This is a genomic window from Streptococcus sp. SI1, assembly GCF_030439945.1.
In the GTDB taxonomy this organism is placed as follows: domain Bacteria; phylum Bacillota; class Bacilli; order Lactobacillales; family Streptococcaceae; genus Streptococcus; species Streptococcus intermedius.
The window spans coordinates 1-22,042 of record NZ_JAQFJE010000001.1 but is presented as its reverse complement, the minus strand read 5'-3'; the positions used below and the strand labels follow the sequence as shown (position 1 = coordinate 22,042).

The following is a 22,042-nucleotide window of genomic DNA, read 5'->3' as shown; positions in this document are numbered from 1 at the left end:
ATAACAAAAGGCAGCAGTTTTAGTACAACCAGGTCTATCGATTCCTAAAAATTGGACAATATCAATCAATCTGTTATTCTCTTTTTCGATAAATTTTTATATAACGCTTTCGACAAATGTTATCATTTTTTGTACAAAGGAGATTATTATGATGATGTTAAAGAAAACAATTGCAGCTTGCTCTTGTATCCTGCTAACCTGCATTATCCTTTCTGGCTGCTCTTCGAATACAGAAGCTACCAAAACTATTTCCAGCTCCTCCTCTTCTGCAAAAATTAGCCTATCAAGTAGCAGTTCATCTACACAAAAAGATAAAAAGGAGCAAGAAGAAAAAGCTAAAGCAGAAAAAGAGCGGATAGCACAAGAAGAGGCTCAGAAAGCTGCTGAAGCTAAAAGGAAGCAAGAAGAAGCACAAAAAGCTGCCGAAGCTCAAAAACAACAAGAAGAAGCACAAAAAGCTGCTGCAGCGCAACAACAGGAACGAACCGTTTATGTGGCTCGTAATGGAGCTGCCAGTGTTTATTGGTACAACATCAATAATATGCCGCGTAATACACGGTTTGATAGAGTAATTTCCATGACTGAGGCCGCCGCTATCACTGCTGGAAAACGCCACTCTTCTAGAGAATAAAAAATAAAAAAGCGAGAAAATGATGTCGAAACTTTCTCGCTTTTTACTTGCTAAAACGCAATTTCTACTTCCAATCCAAAATGGTCACTAACAACTGGACCACGCTGTCCATCAAAGACAATAGCTGATTTCTCAATGTTAAAATCTTTACTGGTAAAAATATAATCAATTTTTAGAGCATCTTTGTTTTCTGCCCAACCAGCAATATCACCTTCAACTGTTGCTGTACCAACAACTGTACTAGCAACTGCATGACTATCTTGCAAAGCAAGCGAACTTTCTAGAATGTGCTGATAGCCTTCATAGCCGACAGGATTGTTAAAATCTCCCATGAGAACGAGCGGAGTCTGAACTTGCAAGAGCTCTGATTCAAACTTAGCCCATTCTCCTTGGAAACCTTTATTCCACCAAGATAAGTGACAGGAAGCGACCGTGATGGGCTGTCCTTCAAGCTCCGTTTCCGCCAACAAGACTTTACGCGTATGATAATCTGTTGGATCATTGACATCAGACACCAAAAGTTCTCTTGCAGTCAACGGGGTTTTTGACAAAATCGCGACCCCTTCATTGTAAATATCAAACCCAATATGATTATAGGCCCAAGACCAGTAATAGTCCAGTCCTGCCTCAGCTAGTTTCTCAACCAGACACAGGACATAGTGGTCCTGGTGAATCGGAATGGTGCCATCTACTGCATAATAGAAGGGAGCCTGAACAACCTGTTCAGACTCCACTAATTGATTGACTTCCTGCAGGCAAATGACATCATATTTTTCTTGAAGAATACGCTCAGCTAGCTGATTTAGCTTGCTTTCTTGCTCTTCTTCCATCCAGCTATGAGTATTTAAAGTCAGGAATTTTGCCATGATTTCTCTTTTCTATCTTACAATTCTACTTTAGCCACCACTGTCTTAGCAGCGACTTTGCCGAATGTTTCAACTGATACAGATTTAATCGCTTGTGCATTTGTGAAGACAACAACCGTTGATATTTCACGACCTGCTTCTTTAATAGCTCCTAAATCTGCCGTTACCAACAGATCACCTGCAGAGACTGTTTGCCCCTCTACTACATGAACTTCAAATGGTTTACCTTCCAGGCTGACCGTGTCAAGACCGATGTGAACAAGCACTTCAAGACCATTTTCAGTCAAAAGACCGAGAGCGTGCTTGGTAGGAAAAATGCTGCTAATCGTACCGGATACTGGTGCGTAAATCTTGCCATTTTCTGGTTCAACTGCAAAGCCGTCTCCCATCATTTTTTGGGAGAAAACTGGGTCTTTAACATCTGTAATCGCAATCACTTCACCATCTGCTACCGTCTCAACTTCTTCTGTCACACCTTTGTAGCTCGCTTCGGCAGCTTGTGAAGCTGTCATTTGGCTTGGCAGAGTTTCAGGAATCACTTCGCCTGAGTCAAGTAAATCTTGAATATCAGATTTCAAAACATCAGCTTTTGGTCCATAGATCGCTTGAACTCCTTGACCTTTCATCACCAGTCCCATTGCTCCTTCAGCTTTCCATTGTTCTTCTGTACCAACTTTGTCAGCATCTTTAACAGTCACACGAAGACGTGTCATACAGGCATCTACATCAACGATGTTGGCACGTCCGCCAAGAAGATTGATAACATTCACAGCTTGAGATGCTTCTGCTACTTTGCCACCAGCTGGGGTAGACGAAGGACTATCTTCTCCATCAGCTGTTTCATAGTTTCCGTTACGTCCTGGAGTTGCGTAGTTAAATTTCTTAATCATGAAGTTGGCAATAAAGTACATTCCAACTGCAAAGAGCACTGTTACCCAAACAAAATTAATAATATCCATACCCAAACCAGCATTGATGGCTAGTGGAGTACGAGTCAGAAATTCGATTGAACCAAATGAGTGCATACGCAAGTGAACAATATCTGCCATAGCAAATGCTAAACCTTGTACAACAGCATATACCAAATAAAGAGGTGTTGCAACAAACATAAACATGTATTCAATTGGTTCTGTAACACCTGTTAAGAAAGTTGCAAGTCCTGTTGCAATCATCATCCCCTTGTATTTATGTTTCTTGTCATCATCTACATTTCGATAAATTGCAAAGGCAACCCCCATCAAAATACCAAATGAACCAATCATTTGCCCAACTTTAAAACGGGCTGGAGTGATACTATTTAGAAGATGTTGATATTGGTCAGCGTGTGAACCTTTTAAATTAACAAGGTCTGTTACCCAAGCCAACCATAATGGATCTTGACCAAATACAGTCGTTCCTTTAGCAGCACCTGTCAACACTTCATATGTGCCACCCAATTGAGTATAGTTAATTGGAATTGTCAACATATGGTGAAGTCCGAATGGTAAAAGAAGACGTTCTAAAGTACCAAACAAGAATGGTGCGAGAATTGGAGCTGTCTTTTGAGAGTTAGCAATCCAAATACCAAAATTGTTGATTCCAGTTTGAACAACTGGCCAAAATACTGCAAGAATCAAAGCAACGATTGTAGAACGCAAAATAACAACGAATGGCACAAACCGTTTACCATTAAAGAATGAAAGCGCGTCTGGTAATTTACGGTAATTATAATATTTGTTGTAAGCAGTTGCTCCAACAAAACCGGCAATGATACCAACAAACACCCCCATATTAAGGGCAGGAGCTTCAAGTACACTTACAAAATAATCAGCCACCTTAATGGTTCCACCAAAGACAGTTTTTACAGTAGCTCCTTGTTTTGTAAGAAGGTCTGAAGTTACTCCAAAAAAGACCCCTGTAATACGGTTAATTAAAATAAATGAAAGTCCGGCTGCGAATGCACCACCCGCACGCTCTTTTGCCCAGCTACCTCCAATAGCTAATGCAAACAAAATGTGAAGATTTCCGATAACTCCCCAACCAATTTGCTCAAGAATACCGCCTGTTGTAACAAGAGCAGCTACGTTTGGATTGATCATTGGAATTGACTTACCAATACTGATCATCAAACCAGCCGCGGGCATTACTGCGATAACGACCATCAGAGCCTTTCCGAATTTTTGCCAAAATTCGAAACTGAATATGTTTTTGAATGTCTCTTTCATCATTCATATCTCCTTATAAAAATTTCCGCAAGCGTTTTCCGCAAACGTTTGCACTTATTTGACTCTTCAATTATACCATATATTTTTATTTTGTAAAGCGCTTTTACAAAATATTTAAAAAATCTTCTGACTAATAACTTCTTTCTCAAAAATAGGCTCCTTGCCAACCACAATACTGACAAAAGAGCCTATTTATTTAATATTTTCTAACATGCTACAATTCTACTTTAGCCACCACTGTCTTAGCAGCGACTTTGCCGAATGTTTCAACTGATACAGATTTAATCGCTTGTGCATTTGTAAAGACAACAACCGTTGATGTTTCACGACCCGCTTCTTTAATAGCTCCTAAGTCTACCGTTACTAACAGATCTCCTGCAGAGACTGTTTGCCCCTCTACTACATGAACTTCAAATGGTTTACCTTCCAGGCTGACCGTGTCAAGACCAATATGAACAAGCACTTCAAGACCATTTTCAGTCAAAAGACCGAGAGCGTGCTTGGTAGGGAAAATGCTGCTAATCGTACCAGATACTGGTGCGTAAATCTTGTCATTTTCTGGTTCAACTGCAAAGCCGTCTCCCATCATTTTTTGGGAGAAAACTGGGTCTTTGACATCTGTAATCGCAATCACTTCACCATCTGCTACTGTCTCAATGTTTTCTACTATAACTGTGGTTTCAGCTTCAGCCATTGTTACAGAGACTTCTTGATTTGAAGTATTTTCCTCTGATTTTTGTAAAAATTTGAAATTGAAGAAATTTTTGAAGAAATCTTTCATCATTCATAGCTCCTTATCCTTATAAGAAATTCAAATACTAAAAAGTACTTATATTATTAATATCTCATATTATAGCAGATCTAGTAAATTTATAAAGCGGTTTCTAGAAAAATAATTTAATTTTTTTCTGTTTTTTTATTCCAAATCAAAAAAGAGACTGGAACAAGATTGTTCAAGTCTCTCTATTTCTTATTCTTGCATAGCATAGCCAACACCACGCACAGTTTTTATGTAACTTTTCTGCCCTGCTGTATCAAGTTTACTACGAAGATAACGAATATAGACATCAACAACATTTGTCTCGACAGCTCCTTCGTATTTCCAAACGCGCTCTAACAGCTGTTCACGGCTTAAAGCCTGATGACTGCCCATCAGCGTTGCTAACAAATCATACTCTCTTCTAGTCAAAGAAATTATTTCATTCCCTCGATATACAGTATGATTTTGCACGTCAATGCGAAGATTCCGATAAGATGTTGAAACTTTCATCTGACTACAATGATGATCAATAAAATCACGCCCACGAAAAATAGCAGAAATTTTTCCGACCAAGTCCATCACAATGAAAGGCTCTATCATATAACTAACAGCAAAACGTTGGATTTCCTCAGTATATTTTAAAATAATATCACGATTATCCAATACAATAATGACTGAAGCAGGCTTTATCAAACTTAATTGCTCAGCAAACTCCGTTCCTGTCATATCTTCAAGCATAAAATTTAACAGGAATAAATCGTATTGATTAGCTCTCGCAGATGTTAAAGCATCTTTTCCCGTTTCAAAAAGATCCACTCGATAACCTTCATTTTGCAACTCTAAGCTAATAAATTGTGCTATTTTTTTTTCATTCTCAACTAATAAAATCCGCTTCCCCATAGCTTATCCTATTTTTCATCATACCAAGAATAGTGGTAAATGCCTTCTTTATCCTTGCGTTCATACGTATGCGCGCCAAAGTAATCGCGCTGCGCTTGAATCAAATTAGCTGGCAAGTTTTCTGCACGATAGCTATCAAAATAAGCAATCGCACTAGAGAAAGTTGGCACTGGCACACCTGCCTGAACAGCTAAAGCAACTACATCGCGAACAGCTTGTTGATATTTTGCAGTAACATCCATAAAGTATTCATCAAGAAGTAGGTTTGCAAGATCTGCATTACGACCATATGCATCTGTAATTTTTTGCAAGAAACGAGCACGGATGATACATCCAGCACGCCAAATAGAAGCAATTTCACCAAATGGAAGATTCCAAGCCTGCTCTTTAGATGCGACACGCAATTGTGAAAAACCTTGTGCATAAGACATGATTTTTGAGAAGTATAGAGCCTGGCGAATTTTTTCAATTAATTCAGCCTTGTCCCCATCAAATTTAATAGCAGTAGGTTTTGGAAGAACCTTGCTAGCCTGAACACGTTCTTTTTTATAAGCAGAAATATAACGCGCAAAAACAGACTCCGTAATAAGTGGAAGTGGAACACCAAAATCAAGAGCTGATTGGCTCGTCCATTTTCCTGTTCCTTTATTTCCAGCTGCATCCAAAATGTAATCAACAATTGGTCCATCTTGTCCTTCATCATCTTTACGTGTCAAAATATCAGCAGTGATTTCAATCAGATAGCTATCCAACTCACCCTTATTCCATTCAGTAAAGATCTCAGCCATTTCTGCTGCTGAAAATCCAAGCAAGTGCTGCATTAAATCATAACTTTCTGCAATCAGTTGCATATCGCCATACTCAATCCCATTGTGGACCATTTTTACATAATGACCTGCACCATTTGGTCCGATATAAGTTACACATGGTGCCCCATCCTCTGGCGCTTTCGCTGAAATTTCTTCCAATACATCTGCTACCAATTCATAGGCTTCTTTTTGTCCACCAGGCATGATAGATGGACCTTCAAGCGCGCCCTTTTCACCACCAGATACTCCTGTCCCGATAAAATTGATTCCAGAATTTGCCAATTCTTCTGAACGACGAATAGTATCTTTATAGAACGTATTTCCACCGTCAATCAAGATATCTCCCTTATCCAGGAACGGTAATAATGCTTGAATCGTTGCGTCTGTCCCTGGCCCAGCTTTAACCATGAGCATGATCCGACGTGGTTTTTCAATAGAATTCACAAAACTTTCCACATCGTAACTTGGAACAAAGTTTTTTTCAGGATGAGATGCAATCACATCCTCTGTTTTATTCGCTGATCGGTTGTAAATTGCTACTGTATAGCCGCGAGATTCAATATTAAGGGCGAGGTTACGCCCCATAACAGCCATACCAACAACACCAAAATTCGCTTTTGTCATTTTGCACTCCTCTTTTTTGTTTGTTTTATTTTATCATTTTTAAGCAGGAAAAGAAAGGATTTGTTGCTAAAAACCAATGTTAAAGAGGGGTTCACTCTTCATCAAATAAGCCTTGCAAACTGGCGAACGGACTATTCTTCTCTTTTTGCGCTTGTTTATTTTTTTGATACTCTTCTTCAGTCATGACCTGCCAATCATTTCCTGAAGGCATGCAGTCACTCGCTTTCTCCTCGGACGTCAACACTTTAAGTGGAATATGCAATAAAATATTATCTGCTACACTTTCGGCTAGGTTGATTACTTCATTTTCAATCGGCAATACCAAATCATCAGCTATCAAATCTTGATCCATTTTCCCACTATGTCCATCAGAGAAAACCTCATTCACCAAGTAGTTTTCTTTTTGATCTACCGGTTCCATGCTACGACTGGACGCTAGTGTAATGGTATAAGACAAATCATAATCTAAAAAGTAAAGGCCATCTTCATACTGCACCTTTCCACTTGCAACAATATCTGCAACATTCAAAATTTCTGGATTGCGCATTTGTAATTCTTGTGTCAAATCAAAACCTTGCTCAAAAGTAAGACCATCTGGATTTTTACGAATTTCTTGAATATGTAACATGATTTCCTCGTTTGTATTTAGATTTCTAGTTTTATTATACCATTTTTGAAAAAAGACATAAAGTTCACTTGCAAGTTACTTTACTATACCATTCACTTACTTATACTTTATTACCACTTACAGAAAATGCCTTGAAATCAGGCTCGTTCCTGCTATAATCATTGCAACAAATAAAAAGGAGATTATGATGAAACTCATCTTCAAAAATAAAGTATTCGCTTTTATCAGCTTGTCACGCATGTTCAATATTCTAGGTTCTTCCATTTATAATATTGTTTTTGTTGTTTTTGCTTCTAGTCTGCCACATCCAAAGTTTGCTGTAGGAATTGCAAATTTTATCGTTCTTGTTCCAACATTTTTTACGATATTTATCGGTATGCAAGCGGATAAAACGATTCAGAAAGCTCGCTGGCTCATTCATATGGGGTATGTACAAGCTTTCGTCTTTACCGCGGTAGCTATTTTGACAAAGTCTAGTACCTATATTGCCTTTTCAACCGTTTGTCTCATCAATATCCTTTCAGATATTATTAGCGACTATCGTAGTGGACTACAAATGCCTATTTTGAAAAAGAATATTGCTGATGTAGATATGATGGAAGCTTTTTCTTTCACACAACTCCTCACCTATCTATGCAATCTTACTGGACAAGCTCTTGGTGTTTGGCTATTAACTGTTAGCAATCAAAACTTCACTCTAGTCGCTCTTATCAATGCCCTGTCTTTTCTACTATCTTCTACAACACTCTACTTTGTCCGTCACCGTTTGACCCACGAAATCGTTCAACGTGAACAAGGAAAGACAACTCCGCTAAAGCAACAATTCAAACAGATGTATCAAAGTTCCAAATTAATTTTTGAGCAAGATAGTTCTACTAATTTTTTCAAATTACTATCACAGGTGCTCATCCTTAATGCGCTAGGTGGCTCTATTATGGCTCTTTATAATTTGTATTTATTGGATCATCCTTTATTTGGCCTCTCTTTCAGTCAATCTTTACTAATCTTTGAAACGACGTTTATTTTAGGAGGTATTTCTGCTAGTCTTACCCCCAATGATTATTTTAGCAAATTATCGATCAATAAATTAGCTCTTTGGGCTTCTCTAACAATTCCTATTTTAGGGGTTATCAATTTCTATCATCTACCTGTTTTTCTAGGATTACTTGTTATTTTCTTTATGATGTATATTGCAGGGAAGGTCAATCCTAAAATTAACAGCCTGCTTCTCAGCAAACTACCTTCAGATATTTTAGCTCAAACTTCTAGTTTTCTTAGTTTGCTCTTTTCGTTCTCTATTCCACTAGGAACGATGATTTTTACCAGTCTAGCTATTTGGAATATGAAAATCACTTGGATGGTATTTACAGGATGTGGTATCCTATCTCTCCTACTCTCATTAAAAAAGAGATAGGAATAAAGCTAGATTGCTTTCACTTATATTGTAAAATAGCAAAAAAGATCGGGATAGACAGTCATGATTACAATACAATCATAGGAATCTATCTCAATCTTTTTACATTTTTCTTAAACGATCAACCCGTTCAGAAATCGGTGGGTGGGTGTAAAATAATTTTTGTAAGCCACCTTCTTTTTTCGGATCGTTAATATAGAGAGCTGCACTAGCATCATCAACTTTATGATGCATAGGATCGCTATTTTCTAATTTCAGGAGAGCATTAATCATCCCTTGTGGATTGCGAGTTAATTCTACACTTGAAGCATCTGCTAAAAATTCACGCTGACGAGAAATGGCTAATTGGACCAACGTTGCTGCTAAAGGAGCTAATATAATCGCAACGAGCGACAAAATCAACATTAGAACGCCCAAACCATTATCATTATCTCGGCTATCACGTCTGCGATCACTCCCACCAAACCACATCATACGCCCTGCCAAGCTCGATAACATCGTTACCGCACTAGCAAGCGCTACTGCAATCGTTGAAATTCGAATATCATAATTACGAATGTGACTCACTTCGTGTCCAATAACAGCTTCCAATTCTTCACGATTCATCATATTCAACAGACCTGTTGTCGCTGCTACTGCCGCATTTTCAGGTTTTGAGCCTGTTGCAAAAGCATTGGGTGATGAGTCTTCAACAATATACACTCGTGGCATAGGAACTTGGGCTACCATTGCCATATCTTCTACCACATGATAAAGATCAGGAGCCTCAGCTTCCGTGACTTGTCGAGCACCATTCATGGACATGACAACCTCGGTAGACTGAAAAATCATGCTAAAAGCATAAATCCCTCCAATGATAAAGGCAATCAACACTCCGCCAAGAATCGAATCGAACCACAAATAGCCAACTGCAGCGCTAATAATCGCTAAGAGAGCAAAAAATGCAATCAAGAGAACCCACGTTCGTCTTTTATTACTAGCAATTTGATCAAAGAGCATATTAGTCTCCTAAACCGCTAAAATCAACTTTTGGTACGGATTTTTCTTCCTCTGGAACAGCCAAGAAATCTGCTGGCTTAAAACTGAACATTCCAGCAATAATATTACTTGGAAATGTTTCTAACTTCACATTATAATTGCTTGTTACGCTATTATAAAGTTGACGAGAATACGAAATTTTATTTTCAGTATTAGTTAATTCTTCTTGCAATTTTAGAAAATTTGTACTTGCTTGCAATTCTGGGTAATTTTCTGCAACAGCAAAAATTCCTGAAATCTGACGCGTCAAGGCATCACTTGCTTTCATAGCTTCTGCTGGAGTTGTTGCAGCAGCCACCTGCCGACGCAGTTCTGTTACTTTTTCAAACGTTGATGCTTCATATTTGGCATACCCTTTGACCGTTTCAATCAAGTTTGGTAGCAAGTCATTTCGACGTTTCAATTGAACATCAATCTGACTCCATGCTTCTTTGGTTTGCATACGACTTTTGACAAGACCATTGTAACTAGCAATTACAAACAGCACTAGTACCACTACAATAGCTAAAATAATTATCCACATAGTCATTCTCCTTTTAATTTATTATAGATATTATACCAGAAAAATGAAAATAATAAACATTTTGACTTCTTCAAAAGAGAAATTTTAAAGATTCTCTTCCGATTATTTGGTATAATAGAGGCAAGAAGATACAAGTAAGGACAAATGATGACACCCGAAGAATTTTATCAACTTTTAAAACAGCAACAGATTGAACTCACGGACCGACAACAGATGCAGTTTGAACGCTATTTTGAACTGCTCGTTGAATGGAATAAAAAAATCAATCTGACAGCTATCACTGAAAAAAAAGAAGTGTATCTCAAGCATTTCTATGACTCCATTGCACCAATTTTGCAGGGACGGATTAAAAACCAAAATATCAAACTATTGGATATTGGAGCTGGGGCAGGTTTTCCTAGCCTTCCTATGAAAATCCTCTATCCAGCGTTAGATGTGACGGTTATTGATTCTCTAAACAAGCGCATTCTATTTTTAAATCATTTGGCTGACGAATTAGATTTAGAAAAAGTTCATTTCTATCATGGTCGGGCAGAAGATTTTGCTCAAGATAAAGACTTCCGCGCCCAATTTGATATTGTAACTGCGCGCGCCGTCGCCCGTATGCAAATCTTAGCCGAACTGACCATTCCTTTTCTTAAAGTTGGTGGACGTCTTTTAGCACTCAAAGCTACTAATGCCCCTGAGGAATTAACGGAGGCTAACGATGCTCTCAAACTTCTATTTAGCAAAGTCAAAGAAAATAGTAGCTATCAACTTCCAAATGGCGACCCACGCTATATCACTATTGTTGATAAGAAAAAAGAAACTCCCAATAAATACCCTCGCAAAGCAGGAATTCCTAATAAACGGCCCTTATAAAACGAAACACCAAGCAGTTTAAAGCTGCTTGGTTTCTTTATTATCTCCAATTTAGTCCACTTTTCTACAACAATGCTGGACATGCTTATAAAGTGCGGTATAGCGACCATGGTAGTCTTTCCGCCAAGGCTTATCTCGGCCACAAAAGTGAAGAAAGACAGTATGTTTTATGACCCAATCTAAATCCCACTCTCCCTTACTTCTAGCGTAATAAAGAACATTATAGCGCACATCGTAATTATATAATTCATCTGGAATCTGGAGTATCAAACGCCCGTACAAAGCATTGAGTACATCTTGGTCTGGTAAAAAAAGGTTAAAACGATTTTGAGTAATATAATCTAAAATAGCGTCACGCTTCACTTTTTGTCGAATTGCTGTCAAATTCATGAGTAAAACTCCTGAATTATAGTAACTTTCTGCCTCAAAATTTTATAAGCGTAGCTTATTGCCTAAATCTGTCATGTTAGTATCTGAACCACGACTAGCTGCAGCATATAAAGCAGCACCTAACTCCATTTTATAAAGTGGAAAAATATCATTCAAACATAAAATATCGGTGTTCAAATATAGAATTTTATCTAAATCCTTAGGGAGATATTCATGAGCCAACAAACGATAGTAAATTGTCTCTGGATACCGATCAGCGCTTGGGGCATCTTCAAAAGCTCTTTTACCAATCACAACTGGCTCATAGACGATTCCTAAGGCCTCACAAAAGCTCTCAATCTCTGCATGCTTTTTTAACAATTGTTTCTGCAAGACAAATACATGCAACAAGGCTGACGGTGTATTCTGATACACTGAATACAAGGTCGTTTTAAATGACACCATATAGTGATCATCAATTGAGAATAAAAGATTTATTTCCATCCTTTATTCCCCATCTATCTATTCTTCTCGAAAAACGGGTTGTGGACCAAATGTTTGGGAAACAGGCATGAGCTCAATTCGGTTAATATTGACATGAGGAGGCTGCCCAACAATCCAAGCAACAGTATTGGCAATATCTACCGGCTGAATAGCATGAGCTCCCTCATACAATTTTTCAGATCGTTGCTTATCTCCCTTAAACCGAACAGTTGAAAATTCTGTGCCTTCACAAAGACCGGGTTCAATATTGGTCACACGAATATGATGTCCAGCCAAATCAGCACGTAAATTTAGAGAAAACTGTTTTACGAATGCTTTACTAGCTCCATACACATTAGCTCCCGGATAAGGGACTGTCCCAGCAGTTGAACCAAGGTTGATAATAAGTCCACTATCCCGCTCTACCATTTGTGGTATAATCTGGCGTGTTAGATAAACCAAACCAATAACATTAGTCTGAATCATTGTCAGCCAATCTTGCATATCTGCTTCATAAGCCTTATCTAAACCCAATGCTAAACCTGCATTGTTAATCAAAATATCAATCGTTCGCCAAGCCTCTGGCAAGCTTTCTAAAGCCTGATCTATATTTTTTGTATCTGACACATCCATTTGAAGCGGGTAAAAGTTTGCAAAGCCCAATTCCTGCTGAAGTTGCGTTAATTTTTCTGATCTTCTTGCTGCACCAATCACTTGATGGCCTTCTGTCACCAAACGGCGACAAATAGCTTGTCCAAAACCAGCCGAAGCTCCTGTTACCAATGCAATCATTTTCTTCCTCCTATATATATTTTCATTCTCATTTATAACCAAGGATTGTAAAATCGACCGTGATTCACGACAAAGAGTAATAGACTGAATAATAAAAATAAATCAGCCAGTACAATTACTTCAATATCCAACCTCTGAAAAGCCTGATAAGTGTACCATGTCCGCTTCTTATTTTTACCAAAACGCCGCAATTCCATAGCTGTCGCAATCGTATCAATCCGTTCCAGCGAACTAAAAATCAAGGGAACAATAATTTGCAAATTGCCTTTGATTCGCTGACTGAACTTTGCTTTTTTTGACAATTCTAATCCACGTGCTTCTTGGGACATTCTAATCAAGTAAAACTCCTCTTGCAAATCCGGAATATATCGCAGCGTTAAGCTGACAGAATAAGCTATTTTATAGGGTATTCCGATTTGATTCATGCTAGAGGCAAACTGACTTGGGTGAGTCGTCATCAGAAAAATAACCGCCAAAGGGATGGTGCAGAGATATTTCAAAAATAAATTAAATAGATAAAATATCTCCTGAGCAGTTATAGTGTAACTACCTAGTCCACTTAACCAAACTGTCTGTTCTCCATAAATCTCTACTCCATACTGAGGTGCAAACAGGTAAACCATGATGAGATTCAAAGTAGCAAAAAGACCAGCAAAGATCAAAATAAATGATACATCCTTAAAATGGATATGAGACACTTTGAATAAAAAGAGTGATCCAACCGCAATGACCAATAATAAACGTGTATCATAGCTAATCATTGCTGCAGTTGATACTAAAATGAAAAACAGCAATTTACTAGCACCCGATAAGCGATGAAGAAAGGTCGTACCCGCATGGTAACCGATTAGTTTTTGTTGATTAAGCATGACTTTTTTCCCTTTCTCGCATGTAAAATTTAGTCAAAGCTAGCGGATCTACTTCTAGTTTTTCAGCCAAAGAAAAAATTGATGTTTCTTTCAGATTTGCCGCCTGAATCAGCTTCTTATCTGTCAGAACTTCTGCAGGGGCTTTATCTGCTAAGATATGTCCATCCAGCATGACAATCGCACGTTCAGAATAATCCAGCATTAATTGCATATCATGTGTAATCATCACAATAGTGTGGCCTTTTTGATTCAACTCGTCCAAAAAATTCATGATTTCTGTATAATTATGTTGGTCTTGCCCAGCTGTTGGCTCATCTAAAAGAATAATCTCTGGATTTAACACTAAAATGGAAGCAATGGTCACACGCTTTTTTTGCCCAAAGGACAAAGCAGAAATAGGCCAATGTCGAAATTCATATAGACCACAAGTTTTTAGTACAGTTAAGACTCGCTTTTTTATTTCTTCTTCTGCAACGCCACGCAGCTTCAATCCCAAGGCAACTTCATCAAAAATCATGGTTGTTGAAATCATCTGATTTGGATTTTGTAACACATAACCAATCCGCTCTGCCCGCTCCTTAATTGAATCTCCTTTGATGTCTTTTCCTTGCCAAGTATAGCTTCCTTCCGTTTCAATGAATTGACAAAGCGCTTTTGCTAACGTGGATTTTCCTGCACCATTTTTTCCAACGATCGCAATCTTTTCCCCTCTAGAGATTGCTAGATGAATATCCTTTAAAACTTTTTTCTCCCCATAAGCAAATTGAACGTTTTTCAATTCTAGCAAGTAATCTTTCACCTGTGGTTGTTGAATAGGAACCAACTCTCCCAAAAATTGAATAGAAGATACGTCTATCTGATCTAAAGTTGCCAACTGTGTAGCATCTTTCACATGAAAGCCAAGCTGGCGCAGCGTTGCAAGATAAAGAGGTTCACGAATACCATTGGCAGCTAGTAAATCCGTATGCAACAAATCATCTGGACTACCATTAAACAAAATTCGACCATCATTGATGAGTACAATTCGATCAATCGCTCGATAAAGCACATCTTCCAAACGATGTTCAATGATAATCGTCGTCGTTCCTGATTCCGCATGAATTTGGTCAATCAGCTCAATTGTATCCTGCCCTGATTTAGGATCTAGGTTTGCCAAAGGCTCATCGAATAATAAAATCGGACTTTCATCAATCAACACCCCAGCTAAACTGACCCGCTGTTTCTGCCCACCAGACAAATCTTGAGGACGCTGATGTAAGAGCGACAGTAGCTCCAATTTTTCAGCCCACAAATGTACCCTATCTCTCATCGTTGGCAAATCCACCATGTCGTTTTCCAAAGCAAATGCCAAATCTTCTGCAACGCTCAACCCAATAAACTGACCGTCTGTATCCTGCAAAACTGTACTCACAAGATTTGACAGTTCATAAACGCTCCTATCAAAGACAGACTTTCCTTGAATCAATAAACTTCCTGTCATTTCTCCACGATAAATATTGGGGATAATTCCATTTAAGCATTGTCCTAAAGTAGACTTTCCCGAACCTGAGGGCCCTACAATCAAGACCTTTTCTCCTTCATAAATTGTCAAATCAACATTTTTTAATGTTGGTTCTGTCTGTACTTGATACTGAAAACTAAAATTTTCAAATTGAATAATTGATTTTTCCATCACATTCTTCTTTATAAAGCAAGGGCAATCTGTATTGCCAAGTTAGCTACTTTGTCTTTTTCATCTAAATCTGCATGATTTGCAAGATTACGCATATCCCAAGCCTCTTCTGATAAATGATCCGCTGCATAAAAGAAATGGCAAATCGAGATTTTACGAAAATTTGCTAGAGCTGCAACTGCTGAACATTCCATATCTACACAAATGGCTCCTGCTTTTTTACGCTTATACAATTTTTCTGCAGTCTCTCGATAAATGCCATCTGTCGTCCAAACTTTTCCAACTGTATGAGAAATTCCCTTGTCAGTCAAAAATGATGTTAAAAAATCGTGCAGACCAACATTCACCTCTATCTCATCAGAAGCTGGCAGATAATGGTAACTAGTTCCTTCATCACGAATAGCCATCTGAGGTACAATGATGGACGTTTCCTTAATAGTTTCATCTAAAACACCACATGTTCCAAATAAGACCAATTTTTTCATCCCGAAGGCAATCAAATCTTCCAGAATAGCGACACAAGCTGATGCACCAACCGGTGCATTAAATAGAGCAATCGGTGTACCTTTTACAACAATCCTGTAAATTGGAATCTCAATATTTGCCATAGAGGTAGAGGTCAACAGATCATGCTGAAAATCAGCCAACATGCGTTCAAAAGTTGCATGAGCAAAACAAGATATTACTGTCTCAGGAAAACCTGGCAATGCCTCAATCAAATCTTCTGGATTGATAATCGCTCTGCGATTGTTATCAAATTCCTCTAAAATCATCCACTGCTCCTCCCATATATACTCATTCTATTGTAGCACAAAAGAAATAAGATGAAAATCAATTGTGACCCCCTTGGAATTTCTACAAACCCTTTAAAATGAAAATGAACCTCCCCAGCAAAATGAGACTCACTTCCCAACATCGTTGAGAAAAAAGAATAACTATATCGACCCAGATGACCGAGTGAACTAATAGTTATTGACACTAGCAATTCAGTCGACAGGGTGAACTAAAATTCGTTCGCGCTGGCCGAGGGGCGGATGACGTAAATCGAATTTAAGTCATTGTATCTGCGGGGCAGACGGATTCCTCAAAACTCATTTCACATTTATTAAATAGAAAAAGAGGTTGGATAAAACCCAACCTCTCCTAACATATAGAGGCACTTTGCTTCTATCTCATTCAGAATCTTCAATTTCCTTATCAATCTTATGTTGACGAGATTGATTGTATGTATTTACAAACCAATTAAATATTCCTAGCGCAACCAAATATGTGATAAAACTGCCAAATAGAAACAGAATGAAATCATTTGTCGGACGAGTTTTATAGTGCAATACACCAAAATGATAGTGATAATAACCACTCAAAACTGTCAAACAGAATGCTTGGAATAAAGTCATGAGTATTCCTAGCTTCTTCTTTTCAACAATTTTTTCTTTCCTCATCACAAAGAAGTAAATTCCACCGCTAATCAGAATAGCTAGCAATTCATCCACATAAGATTTTATTGAAAAGTTAAACAGGAAAAACTTGATAGCAATTCCAATGCCTAAAATGACAAGTAAAACTCGAAACGCATAGGCTTCAGCCTTGTATGCCCCTTGCCGAATACGCTCGTCTTTTTCGCCATCAAAATAATTCTTTATTTTGTTCATGACAAACCTCCTCTCAGGCTTCATCTTCTAATTCCGATAAATATTTCTCAAATCGCCTTTTCTGCCATTTTCCAACAACTTCTAATAGCAGATTAATCACCAACATGATAGGGAGATACAGCAAAAATGTAATTGGGATAGCCAATAAAAACTTGGCATGCAACAGATTGTTTTGATACATAGCATGATTAACTTGGAAATTTTGAACTAGGATCATGACAGTCACAAAAGCTGTCATGGCAATAACACCCCAAATAGTAAAGGTAAAACTATTAAAATAGTTTGTACCTAACCGCCGACAACGCTCCAAAAAGTAAAGAAATGCAATCATACTCGAAAACAAGAATAACTGCGCATAGATTTCCCCTGAATGGATAAAGACACTTCCAATATAAAAGATAAAATTACTAATCATCAGCAAACTAAATGCTTCCGTCCCAGCCTTATTGATTAATTGCACTTCTCGCTCATCCAAAATCTGACGTTTAATGAATTTCATTTGCTCTCCTTTGCTATTCTTCTAATTCTTTTTCCAATTGTCTCTGGCGTTTGATATTCAACCAATCAACTCCTCTATCCAAAAGACAAGAAACCAAAGCAATCGTCACTAGAATAACTAAAAATTTTAAAATTGAGTGCTGATTCAAATATAGCTGTATTTTAGAGAACTTGCCAACAAAAGAAGCAGATAAAATAATGAATGCCACCGTAAATCCGTTTACTAAACGACTTTTCAATCCTTTTTCTGAATCATACTGACGAATTGCCAAACCAAGCTTCCAAGAACGAATAAGCGCATAAAGCTCCATTCCTACTATTATCACAATTTCCGGTAGATACGCTGCAATTGATAGATGTAAAAATGTCATTTTAATAAAGATAGATGTCAACAACAAGATAACCGCTAAAAAAGCAATCTCATTACCTAATTTTTGTTCCATTTGTATCGTTCGCTCATCTTGAAAGACTCGTTTCTTTTTAATTTTCATTTTTATTTTCCTCCCAAAATAATTGATCCAATGTTTTGTCCAATCGTTTGCAAATTGCAATACAAAGACTCAAGCTAGGATTGTATTTTCCTGCTTCGATCAAACCAATCGTTTGCCGTGTCACACCAATCGCGTCTGCCAAATCTCCTTGGGTCAAATCATGCTCAACCCGAGCCATTTTTAATTTAAGGTTTTTCGTCATTCTCTTTATCCTCTTGACTAAAATCACTTTTTTTCTTTGTCACGTACAAGGTGAAACCCAAAATTATATTACTAAAACCTATAACTATGAACGTCCGATTTTTCTGAGTTAGTCCCACTAATAACAATGTTATTCCTAGCAACAGCCATACCATGTAAGCCGCTCCGACTATTTTTTTATCATTTTTCATAAATTTTAACTCTTTCTTTATTACTATTATACATTATATTTTATAAAATGCAATATATAAATAACATTTTGTACATTTTTTATGGCCTTAGAAAAAATTTAAAATAAAAAAGCTCAGATTATTCTTTCTGAGCCCTCAAATATAACTAATCCTTTTTCAAACTTCCCGATTTGGTTTGTGTACGAGCATAGGCCAGCAAAAGCACTGTTCCTGCAACAGCAACAGTTAAGCCATTAGAAATCGTTGCAACAACGCCTTGTACAAAAACCTTATTGACAGGCTCATTGTAAATCAAAAGATCTCCTAATGGGGCAATAACAACCCATACCATAGCATTAGCTAATACTTGAATCACATTAAAGGATATAATATCTTTTACCTCAAAAATCCCTTGCGTAGCACGAATCCGTTTTCGAAACAGCCCAACAATCAAACCAAACAAACCACTGGCAATGACCCATGACCACCAAGGATTCCCATATTGCAATGAATCCTTTAGCGCATGACCAACAAAGCCCGTCAAAAATCCAACAACAGGTCCGAAAATTACACTAAACAAGGCTTGCAAAGCATACTGCAATTGAATACTAGTATTTGGAACAGGTGTTGGAATACTAATCATTCCAATCACAACAAAGAGAGCTGCTCCAATCCCCGTTGCGACAACACTTCTTATTGAATTATTTTTCATAACAACCTCCTATATTATTTTTCAATCCGTTTGATTTCAATGCTCCATTGCGCTCCGACTCCTACATTATAGGCCTTTGCAAAAGATCCCTGATTAATAGCTAAACCAACACGATAAAGAGAATTGATATACAAAATTGGCTGACCAATCCGGACATCCGCAAAAGATTTCCCATAAGTCACTTGATTCTGATAGACCAGCATATCATTATTGTAAATCGTCACCTCGAATCGATTATTAAATCTTGGTTTTAAAGTATAAAATTCTTCACGCGTAATAGAAGTCCACAAGGAGCCAAAGCGAACATCTAAAATATCAATAGCACCACGAACAGAATCATTTTCAATTATCGTTTCCACAACAGGAATTTCTACGATATCCTCAATATCTAATTCAGGCCCTACCTCTTCAAACGTAATATGTCCACTCGCTAATTTTGCCCCAGTATAAGCATAAACATCTCGGCCATGAAACGTATAAGAGTGTTCCGTATTCTTTCTCCGATTTTCCACTTCCGAAATCTCCCGAATCGCAACAATTCCCACATGTTTCTTTATAAAAGAAAGAGTACCATTGTTTGGTGTGACAATATATTGATTTTGTATAGTTTTAACCACCACACTTTTACGCTTAGAACCAACGCCCGGATCCACTACCGATACAAAAGTTGTCCCTTCAGGCCAATAATTGACTGTTTGAAATAATCTATAGCTTCCTTCGAAGATATTGTAAGGTGTAATATCATGAGTTAAATGATGTATTTTTAAAGTTGGAGATTCTTCTAACGCCACACCGACCATCGCCGATACAGCCCCATCTACCAAACCGAAATCTGATTGCAGTACTAGTAAATTATTATGCATCTTCTCTCCTTTATAACACTTATATCATAACATAAATTACATTTCTTATCCATTATCTATTTTTTATCATATCAATATATACTACCTATCGCTATTTGCTCCATTCAACTAAACCCTAACTACTCCTCTTTTAACGAGAAATATTATTCCAATTAAAAATTAATATAACTATGAATTATAAAATGATAATAGCATCAAACTCTAATAATTTCTAGCTTAATCCTCATACGCCTTCTATGTCTTCCCAGGCTTTAAATTCTGACTAAAGAAATTAACGAAAATTGAATAAATATAAGATTTTAACATCTGAAGAAAATAAGTTTAAGCTCTATAACATCTGTAGCGGAATCCGGAAAAATACTTTGAAGATTGCAGTCTTTTTGAATGTATGCCAAAAGTACCATATAACGAATTATAACGAAAAGTGACCAATCCGTCATTAAAAAGAATCATATGAGACCTATTAAGAATGATACCGAATTATTCATAATAAATCACTATTGTCTGTGAAAAAGAATCTTATCTAGTAATAAAGGCTAAACTGAATTCTCCTGCACCTCCACACCTTTTAAACTTTAAAAAGCATATTTTTATCACGCTAAACATAAAAAAAGAAAAGACCAATATGATCTTTTCTCGATATTAGTTTCTTGTAATCAACCAGAGTTGATAAAGAGCTAATTTTATCGCTTTAAACATAAAAAAAGAGAACCAACCTGGTCACTCACCCATTTAGTTCCCAGACTGCCAACTACAATTGACACTGAGCCATACATCTCTTCATTTCATACCAAATCAAATATCGGGAAGACAGGATTCGAACCTGCGACACCTTGGTCCCAAACCAAGTACTCTACCAAGCTGAGCTACTTCCCGTATAGGTAGAAAAACGAAGCCCTCTGACTTCTTCCCTATGCACCATAGAGGAGTCGAACCTCTAACCGCCTGATTCGTAGTCAGGTACTCTATCCAGTTGAGCTAAGGGTGCTCTATTATGAATCTGCACTCATTATATCAAAAAAATAAAAAAAGTCAAATTCTTTTATGCACCCTAGAGGAGTCGAACCTCTAACCGCCTGATTCGTAGTCAGGTACTCTATCCAGTTGAGCTAAGGGTGCTCTCTATTCCTATGCCGAGGACCGGAATCGAACCGGTACGATTGTTTCCAATCGCAGGATTTTAAGTCCTGTGCGTCTGCCAGTTCCGCCACCCCGGCTTCCTCAAGCGAACGACGGGGTTCGAACCCGCGACCCCCACCTTGGCAAGGTGATGTTCTACCACTGAACTACGTTCGCATTCACTTCTTTCCTTCTAATGCCGGCTACATGACTTGAACACGCGACCCTCTGATTACAAATCAGATGCTCTACCAACTGAGCTAAGCCGGCTTATCTTCTATGCGGGTGAAGGGACTTGAACCCCCACGCCGTTAAGCGCCAGATCCTAAATCTGGTGCGTCTGCCAATTCCGCCACACCCGCTTGTGACTATGACCCGTACTGGGCTCGAACCAGTGACCCTTTGATTAAAAGTCAAATGCTCTACCAACTGAGCTAACGAGTCGCTCTAATGTATTTCTATACACTAAAACGGTCCCGACGGGAATCGAACCCGCGATCTTCGCCGTGACAGGGCGACGTGATAACCGCTACACTACGGGACCTATTAAGCTTTTCCGCTTAAGAAATGGGAGTTAACGGGATCGAACCGCTGACCCTCTGCTTGTAAGGCAGATGCTCTCCCAGCTGAGCTAAACTCCCAATGTGAGATTAACTCAGCTAGCAGTAAGAAACATTGCTTCTCTATCCACCGATTGAAATGATAATACTCTCTCCATTTCAACTGAGTTAAACTCCAAAAAAGAAAGTCTTCTAACTTCCTATCCTGCTAAGCGACTACCATATCTCACAGGGGGCAACCCCCAACTACTTCCGGCGTTCTAGGGCTTAACTACTGTGTTCGGCATGGGTACAGGTGTATCTCCTAGGCTATCGTCACTTAACTACTGAGTA

Annotated in this window: 21 protein-coding genes, 10 tRNA genes, 1 rRNA gene and 2 pseudogenes; 3 read left to right on the top strand and 31 right to left on the bottom strand. The window is 38.0% G+C overall.

What is annotated here, in order from left to right:
• The first annotated feature begins 148 nt into the window (after nt 1–148).
• Nucleotides 149–631, top strand: a complete 483-nt coding sequence (locus tag PCY10_RS00170) for a hypothetical protein (protein WP_021002461.1) — start codon at nt 149–151, stop codon at nt 629–631.
• A 50-nt stretch (nt 632–681) separates the two neighbouring features.
• Here the strand turns inward: PCY10_RS00170 and PCY10_RS00165 are convergent, their stop codons facing one another.
• The 6 genes and pseudogenes from PCY10_RS00165 to PCY10_RS00140 form a co-directional block, all read right to left on the bottom strand.
• Nucleotides 682–1,497: an endonuclease/exonuclease/phosphatase family protein gene (locus PCY10_RS00165; RefSeq protein ID WP_003076645.1), complete on the bottom strand. Its 816-nt coding sequence runs from the start codon at nt 1,495–1,497 to the stop codon at nt 682–684.
• Between the two features lie 17 nt (nt 1,498–1,514).
• On the bottom strand, nt 1,515–3,704 hold the full coding sequence (locus tag PCY10_RS00160) for a PTS transporter subunit IIBC (protein ID WP_301558728.1): 2,190 nt from the start codon (nt 3,702–3,704) through the stop codon (nt 1,515–1,517).
• Between the two features lie 211 nt (nt 3,705–3,915).
• Nucleotides 3,916–4,359 (bottom strand): annotated as a pseudogene (locus PCY10_RS00155) (PTS glucose transporter subunit IIA); the annotation flags it as partial.
• 312 nt (nt 4,360–4,671) lie between these two features.
• The gene (locus PCY10_RS00150; protein ID WP_021002458.1) at nt 4,672–5,361 is read right to left on the bottom strand and encodes a response regulator transcription factor; all 690 of its coding nucleotides are present in this window, start codon (nt 5,359–5,361) and stop codon (nt 4,672–4,674) included.
• Nucleotides 5,362–5,369: 8 nt separating this feature from the next.
• Nucleotides 5,370–6,794, bottom strand: coding sequence for an NADP-dependent phosphogluconate dehydrogenase (gene gndA, locus PCY10_RS00145; protein ID WP_006268166.1), 1,425 nt, complete (start codon nt 6,792–6,794; stop codon nt 5,370–5,372).
• Between the two features lie 91 nt (nt 6,795–6,885).
• Nucleotides 6,886–7,422: a DUF177 domain-containing protein gene (locus tag PCY10_RS00140; protein ID WP_021002457.1), complete on the bottom strand. Its 537-nt coding sequence runs from the start codon at nt 7,420–7,422 to the stop codon at nt 6,886–6,888.
• A gap of 187 nt (nt 7,423–7,609) precedes the next feature.
• On the opposite strand from PCY10_RS00140, the gene PCY10_RS00135 reads away from it, so the two are divergent.
• The gene (locus tag PCY10_RS00135) at nt 7,610–8,836 is read left to right on the top strand and encodes a hypothetical protein (RefSeq protein WP_021002456.1); all 1,227 of its coding nucleotides are present in this window, start codon (nt 7,610–7,612) and stop codon (nt 8,834–8,836) included.
• A gap of 102 nt (nt 8,837–8,938) precedes the next feature.
• Here the strand turns inward: PCY10_RS00135 and htpX are convergent, their stop codons facing one another.
• Together htpX and PCY10_RS00125 are read right to left on the bottom strand one after the other, a co-directional pair.
• Entirely contained in the window at nt 8,939–9,835 is an 897-nt protein-coding gene (gene htpX / locus PCY10_RS00130; protein ID WP_301558727.1) for a zinc metalloprotease HtpX, read from the bottom strand.
• Between the two features lies 1 nt (nt 9,836).
• Nucleotides 9,837–10,397 (bottom strand): LemA family protein, encoded by a 561-nt coding sequence (locus tag PCY10_RS00125; RefSeq protein ID WP_009569223.1) that lies wholly within the window; start codon nt 10,395–10,397, stop codon nt 9,837–9,839.
• 147 nt (nt 10,398–10,544) lie between these two features.
• Here PCY10_RS00125 and rsmG point away from each other — a divergent pair, with 147 nt between their 5' ends.
• Entirely contained in the window at nt 10,545–11,258 is a 714-nt protein-coding gene (gene rsmG, locus PCY10_RS00120; RefSeq protein ID WP_006270458.1) for a 16S rRNA (guanine(527)-N(7))-methyltransferase RsmG, read from the top strand.
• Nucleotides 11,259–11,309: 51 nt separating this feature from the next.
• Here the strand turns inward: rsmG and PCY10_RS00115 are convergent.
• The 23 genes and pseudogenes from PCY10_RS00115 to rrf all read right to left on the bottom strand — a co-directional run bounded on the left by PCY10_RS00115 (nt 11,310) and on the right by rrf (nt 22,032).
• Nucleotides 11,310–12,131, bottom strand: a pseudogene (locus PCY10_RS00115) (glycosyltransferase family 8 protein).
• Nucleotides 12,132–12,149: 18 nt separating this feature from the next.
• Nucleotides 12,150–12,902, bottom strand: a complete 753-nt coding sequence (locus PCY10_RS00110) for an SDR family oxidoreductase (RefSeq protein WP_021002455.1) — start codon at nt 12,900–12,902, stop codon at nt 12,150–12,152.
• A gap of 32 nt (nt 12,903–12,934) precedes the next feature.
• Complete coding sequence (locus PCY10_RS00105) at nt 12,935–13,771, bottom strand: energy-coupling factor transporter transmembrane protein EcfT (RefSeq protein WP_301558726.1); 837 nt, start codon at nt 13,769–13,771, stop codon at nt 12,935–12,937.
• Nucleotides 13,764–15,443, bottom strand: a complete 1,680-nt coding sequence (locus PCY10_RS00100) for an ABC transporter ATP-binding protein (RefSeq protein ID WP_301558725.1) — start codon at nt 15,441–15,443, stop codon at nt 13,764–13,766. The genes PCY10_RS00105 and PCY10_RS00100 overlap by 8 nt, the downstream gene beginning before the upstream one ends.
• An 11-nt stretch (nt 15,444–15,454) precedes the next feature.
• Nucleotides 15,455–16,216: a nucleoside phosphorylase gene (locus PCY10_RS00095; RefSeq protein ID WP_021002452.1), complete on the bottom strand. Its 762-nt coding sequence runs from the start codon at nt 16,214–16,216 to the stop codon at nt 15,455–15,457.
• 399 nt (nt 16,217–16,615) lie between these two features.
• Nucleotides 16,616–17,095: a DUF6773 family protein gene (locus PCY10_RS00090; protein WP_117276358.1), complete on the bottom strand. Its 480-nt coding sequence runs from the start codon at nt 17,093–17,095 to the stop codon at nt 16,616–16,618.
• A 13-nt stretch (nt 17,096–17,108) separates the two neighbouring features.
• Complete coding sequence (locus PCY10_RS00085; RefSeq protein WP_041787363.1) at nt 17,109–17,594, bottom strand: DUF6773 family protein; 486 nt, start codon at nt 17,592–17,594, stop codon at nt 17,109–17,111.
• A 13-nt stretch (nt 17,595–17,607) separates the two neighbouring features.
• Nucleotides 17,608–18,084, bottom strand: coding sequence for a DUF6773 family protein (locus PCY10_RS00080; protein WP_021002450.1), 477 nt, complete (start codon nt 18,082–18,084; stop codon nt 17,608–17,610).
• Entirely contained in the window at nt 18,074–18,286 is a 213-nt protein-coding gene (locus PCY10_RS00075) for a helix-turn-helix transcriptional regulator (RefSeq protein ID WP_021002449.1), read from the bottom strand. The genes PCY10_RS00080 and PCY10_RS00075 overlap by 11 nt, the downstream gene beginning before the upstream one ends.
• Nucleotides 18,270–18,476: a hypothetical protein gene (locus PCY10_RS00070; RefSeq protein WP_021002448.1), complete on the bottom strand. Its 207-nt coding sequence runs from the start codon at nt 18,474–18,476 to the stop codon at nt 18,270–18,272. The genes PCY10_RS00075 and PCY10_RS00070 overlap by 17 nt, the downstream gene beginning before the upstream one ends.
• 145 nt (nt 18,477–18,621) lie before the next feature.
• Complete coding sequence (locus tag PCY10_RS00065; RefSeq protein ID WP_021002447.1) at nt 18,622–19,167, bottom strand: ECF-type riboflavin transporter substrate-binding protein; 546 nt, start codon at nt 19,165–19,167, stop codon at nt 18,622–18,624.
• A 14-nt stretch (nt 19,168–19,181) separates the two neighbouring features.
• Nucleotides 19,182–20,030 carry an S-adenosyl-l-methionine hydroxide adenosyltransferase family protein gene (locus tag PCY10_RS00060; RefSeq protein ID WP_003077956.1) on the bottom strand — a complete coding sequence of 283 codons (849 nt, stop codon included), beginning with the start codon at nt 20,028–20,030 and terminating at the stop codon, nt 19,182–19,184.
• Between the two features lie 802 nt (nt 20,031–20,832).
• Nucleotides 20,833–20,906 (bottom strand) — tRNA-Pro (locus tag PCY10_RS00055).
• Between the two features lie 38 nt (nt 20,907–20,944).
• A tRNA-Arg gene (locus tag PCY10_RS00050) sits at nt 20,945–21,018 on the bottom strand.
• A gap of 57 nt (nt 21,019–21,075) precedes the next feature.
• Nucleotides 21,076–21,149: transfer RNA gene (locus tag PCY10_RS00045), tRNA-Arg, on the bottom strand.
• Nucleotides 21,150–21,161: 12 nt separating this feature from the next.
• Nucleotides 21,162–21,247 (bottom strand) — tRNA-Leu (locus PCY10_RS00040).
• Nucleotides 21,248–21,254: 7 nt separating this feature from the next.
• A tRNA-Gly gene (locus tag PCY10_RS00035) sits at nt 21,255–21,326 on the bottom strand.
• A 20-nt stretch (nt 21,327–21,346) separates the two neighbouring features.
• Nucleotides 21,347–21,419: transfer RNA gene (locus PCY10_RS00030), tRNA-Thr, on the bottom strand.
• A 10-nt stretch (nt 21,420–21,429) separates the two neighbouring features.
• A tRNA-Leu gene (locus tag PCY10_RS00025) sits at nt 21,430–21,511 on the bottom strand.
• Nucleotides 21,512–21,520: 9 nt separating this feature from the next.
• Nucleotides 21,521–21,593: transfer RNA gene (locus PCY10_RS00020), tRNA-Lys, on the bottom strand.
• Between the two features lie 27 nt (nt 21,594–21,620).
• A tRNA-Asp gene (locus tag PCY10_RS00015) sits at nt 21,621–21,693 on the bottom strand.
• A 24-nt stretch (nt 21,694–21,717) separates the two neighbouring features.
• A tRNA-Val gene (locus PCY10_RS00010) sits at nt 21,718–21,790 on the bottom strand.
• Nucleotides 21,791–21,916: 126 nt separating this feature from the next.
• A 5S ribosomal RNA gene (gene rrf, locus PCY10_RS00005) occupies nt 21,917–22,032 on the bottom strand.
• Nucleotides 22,033–22,042 lie beyond the last annotated feature (10 nt).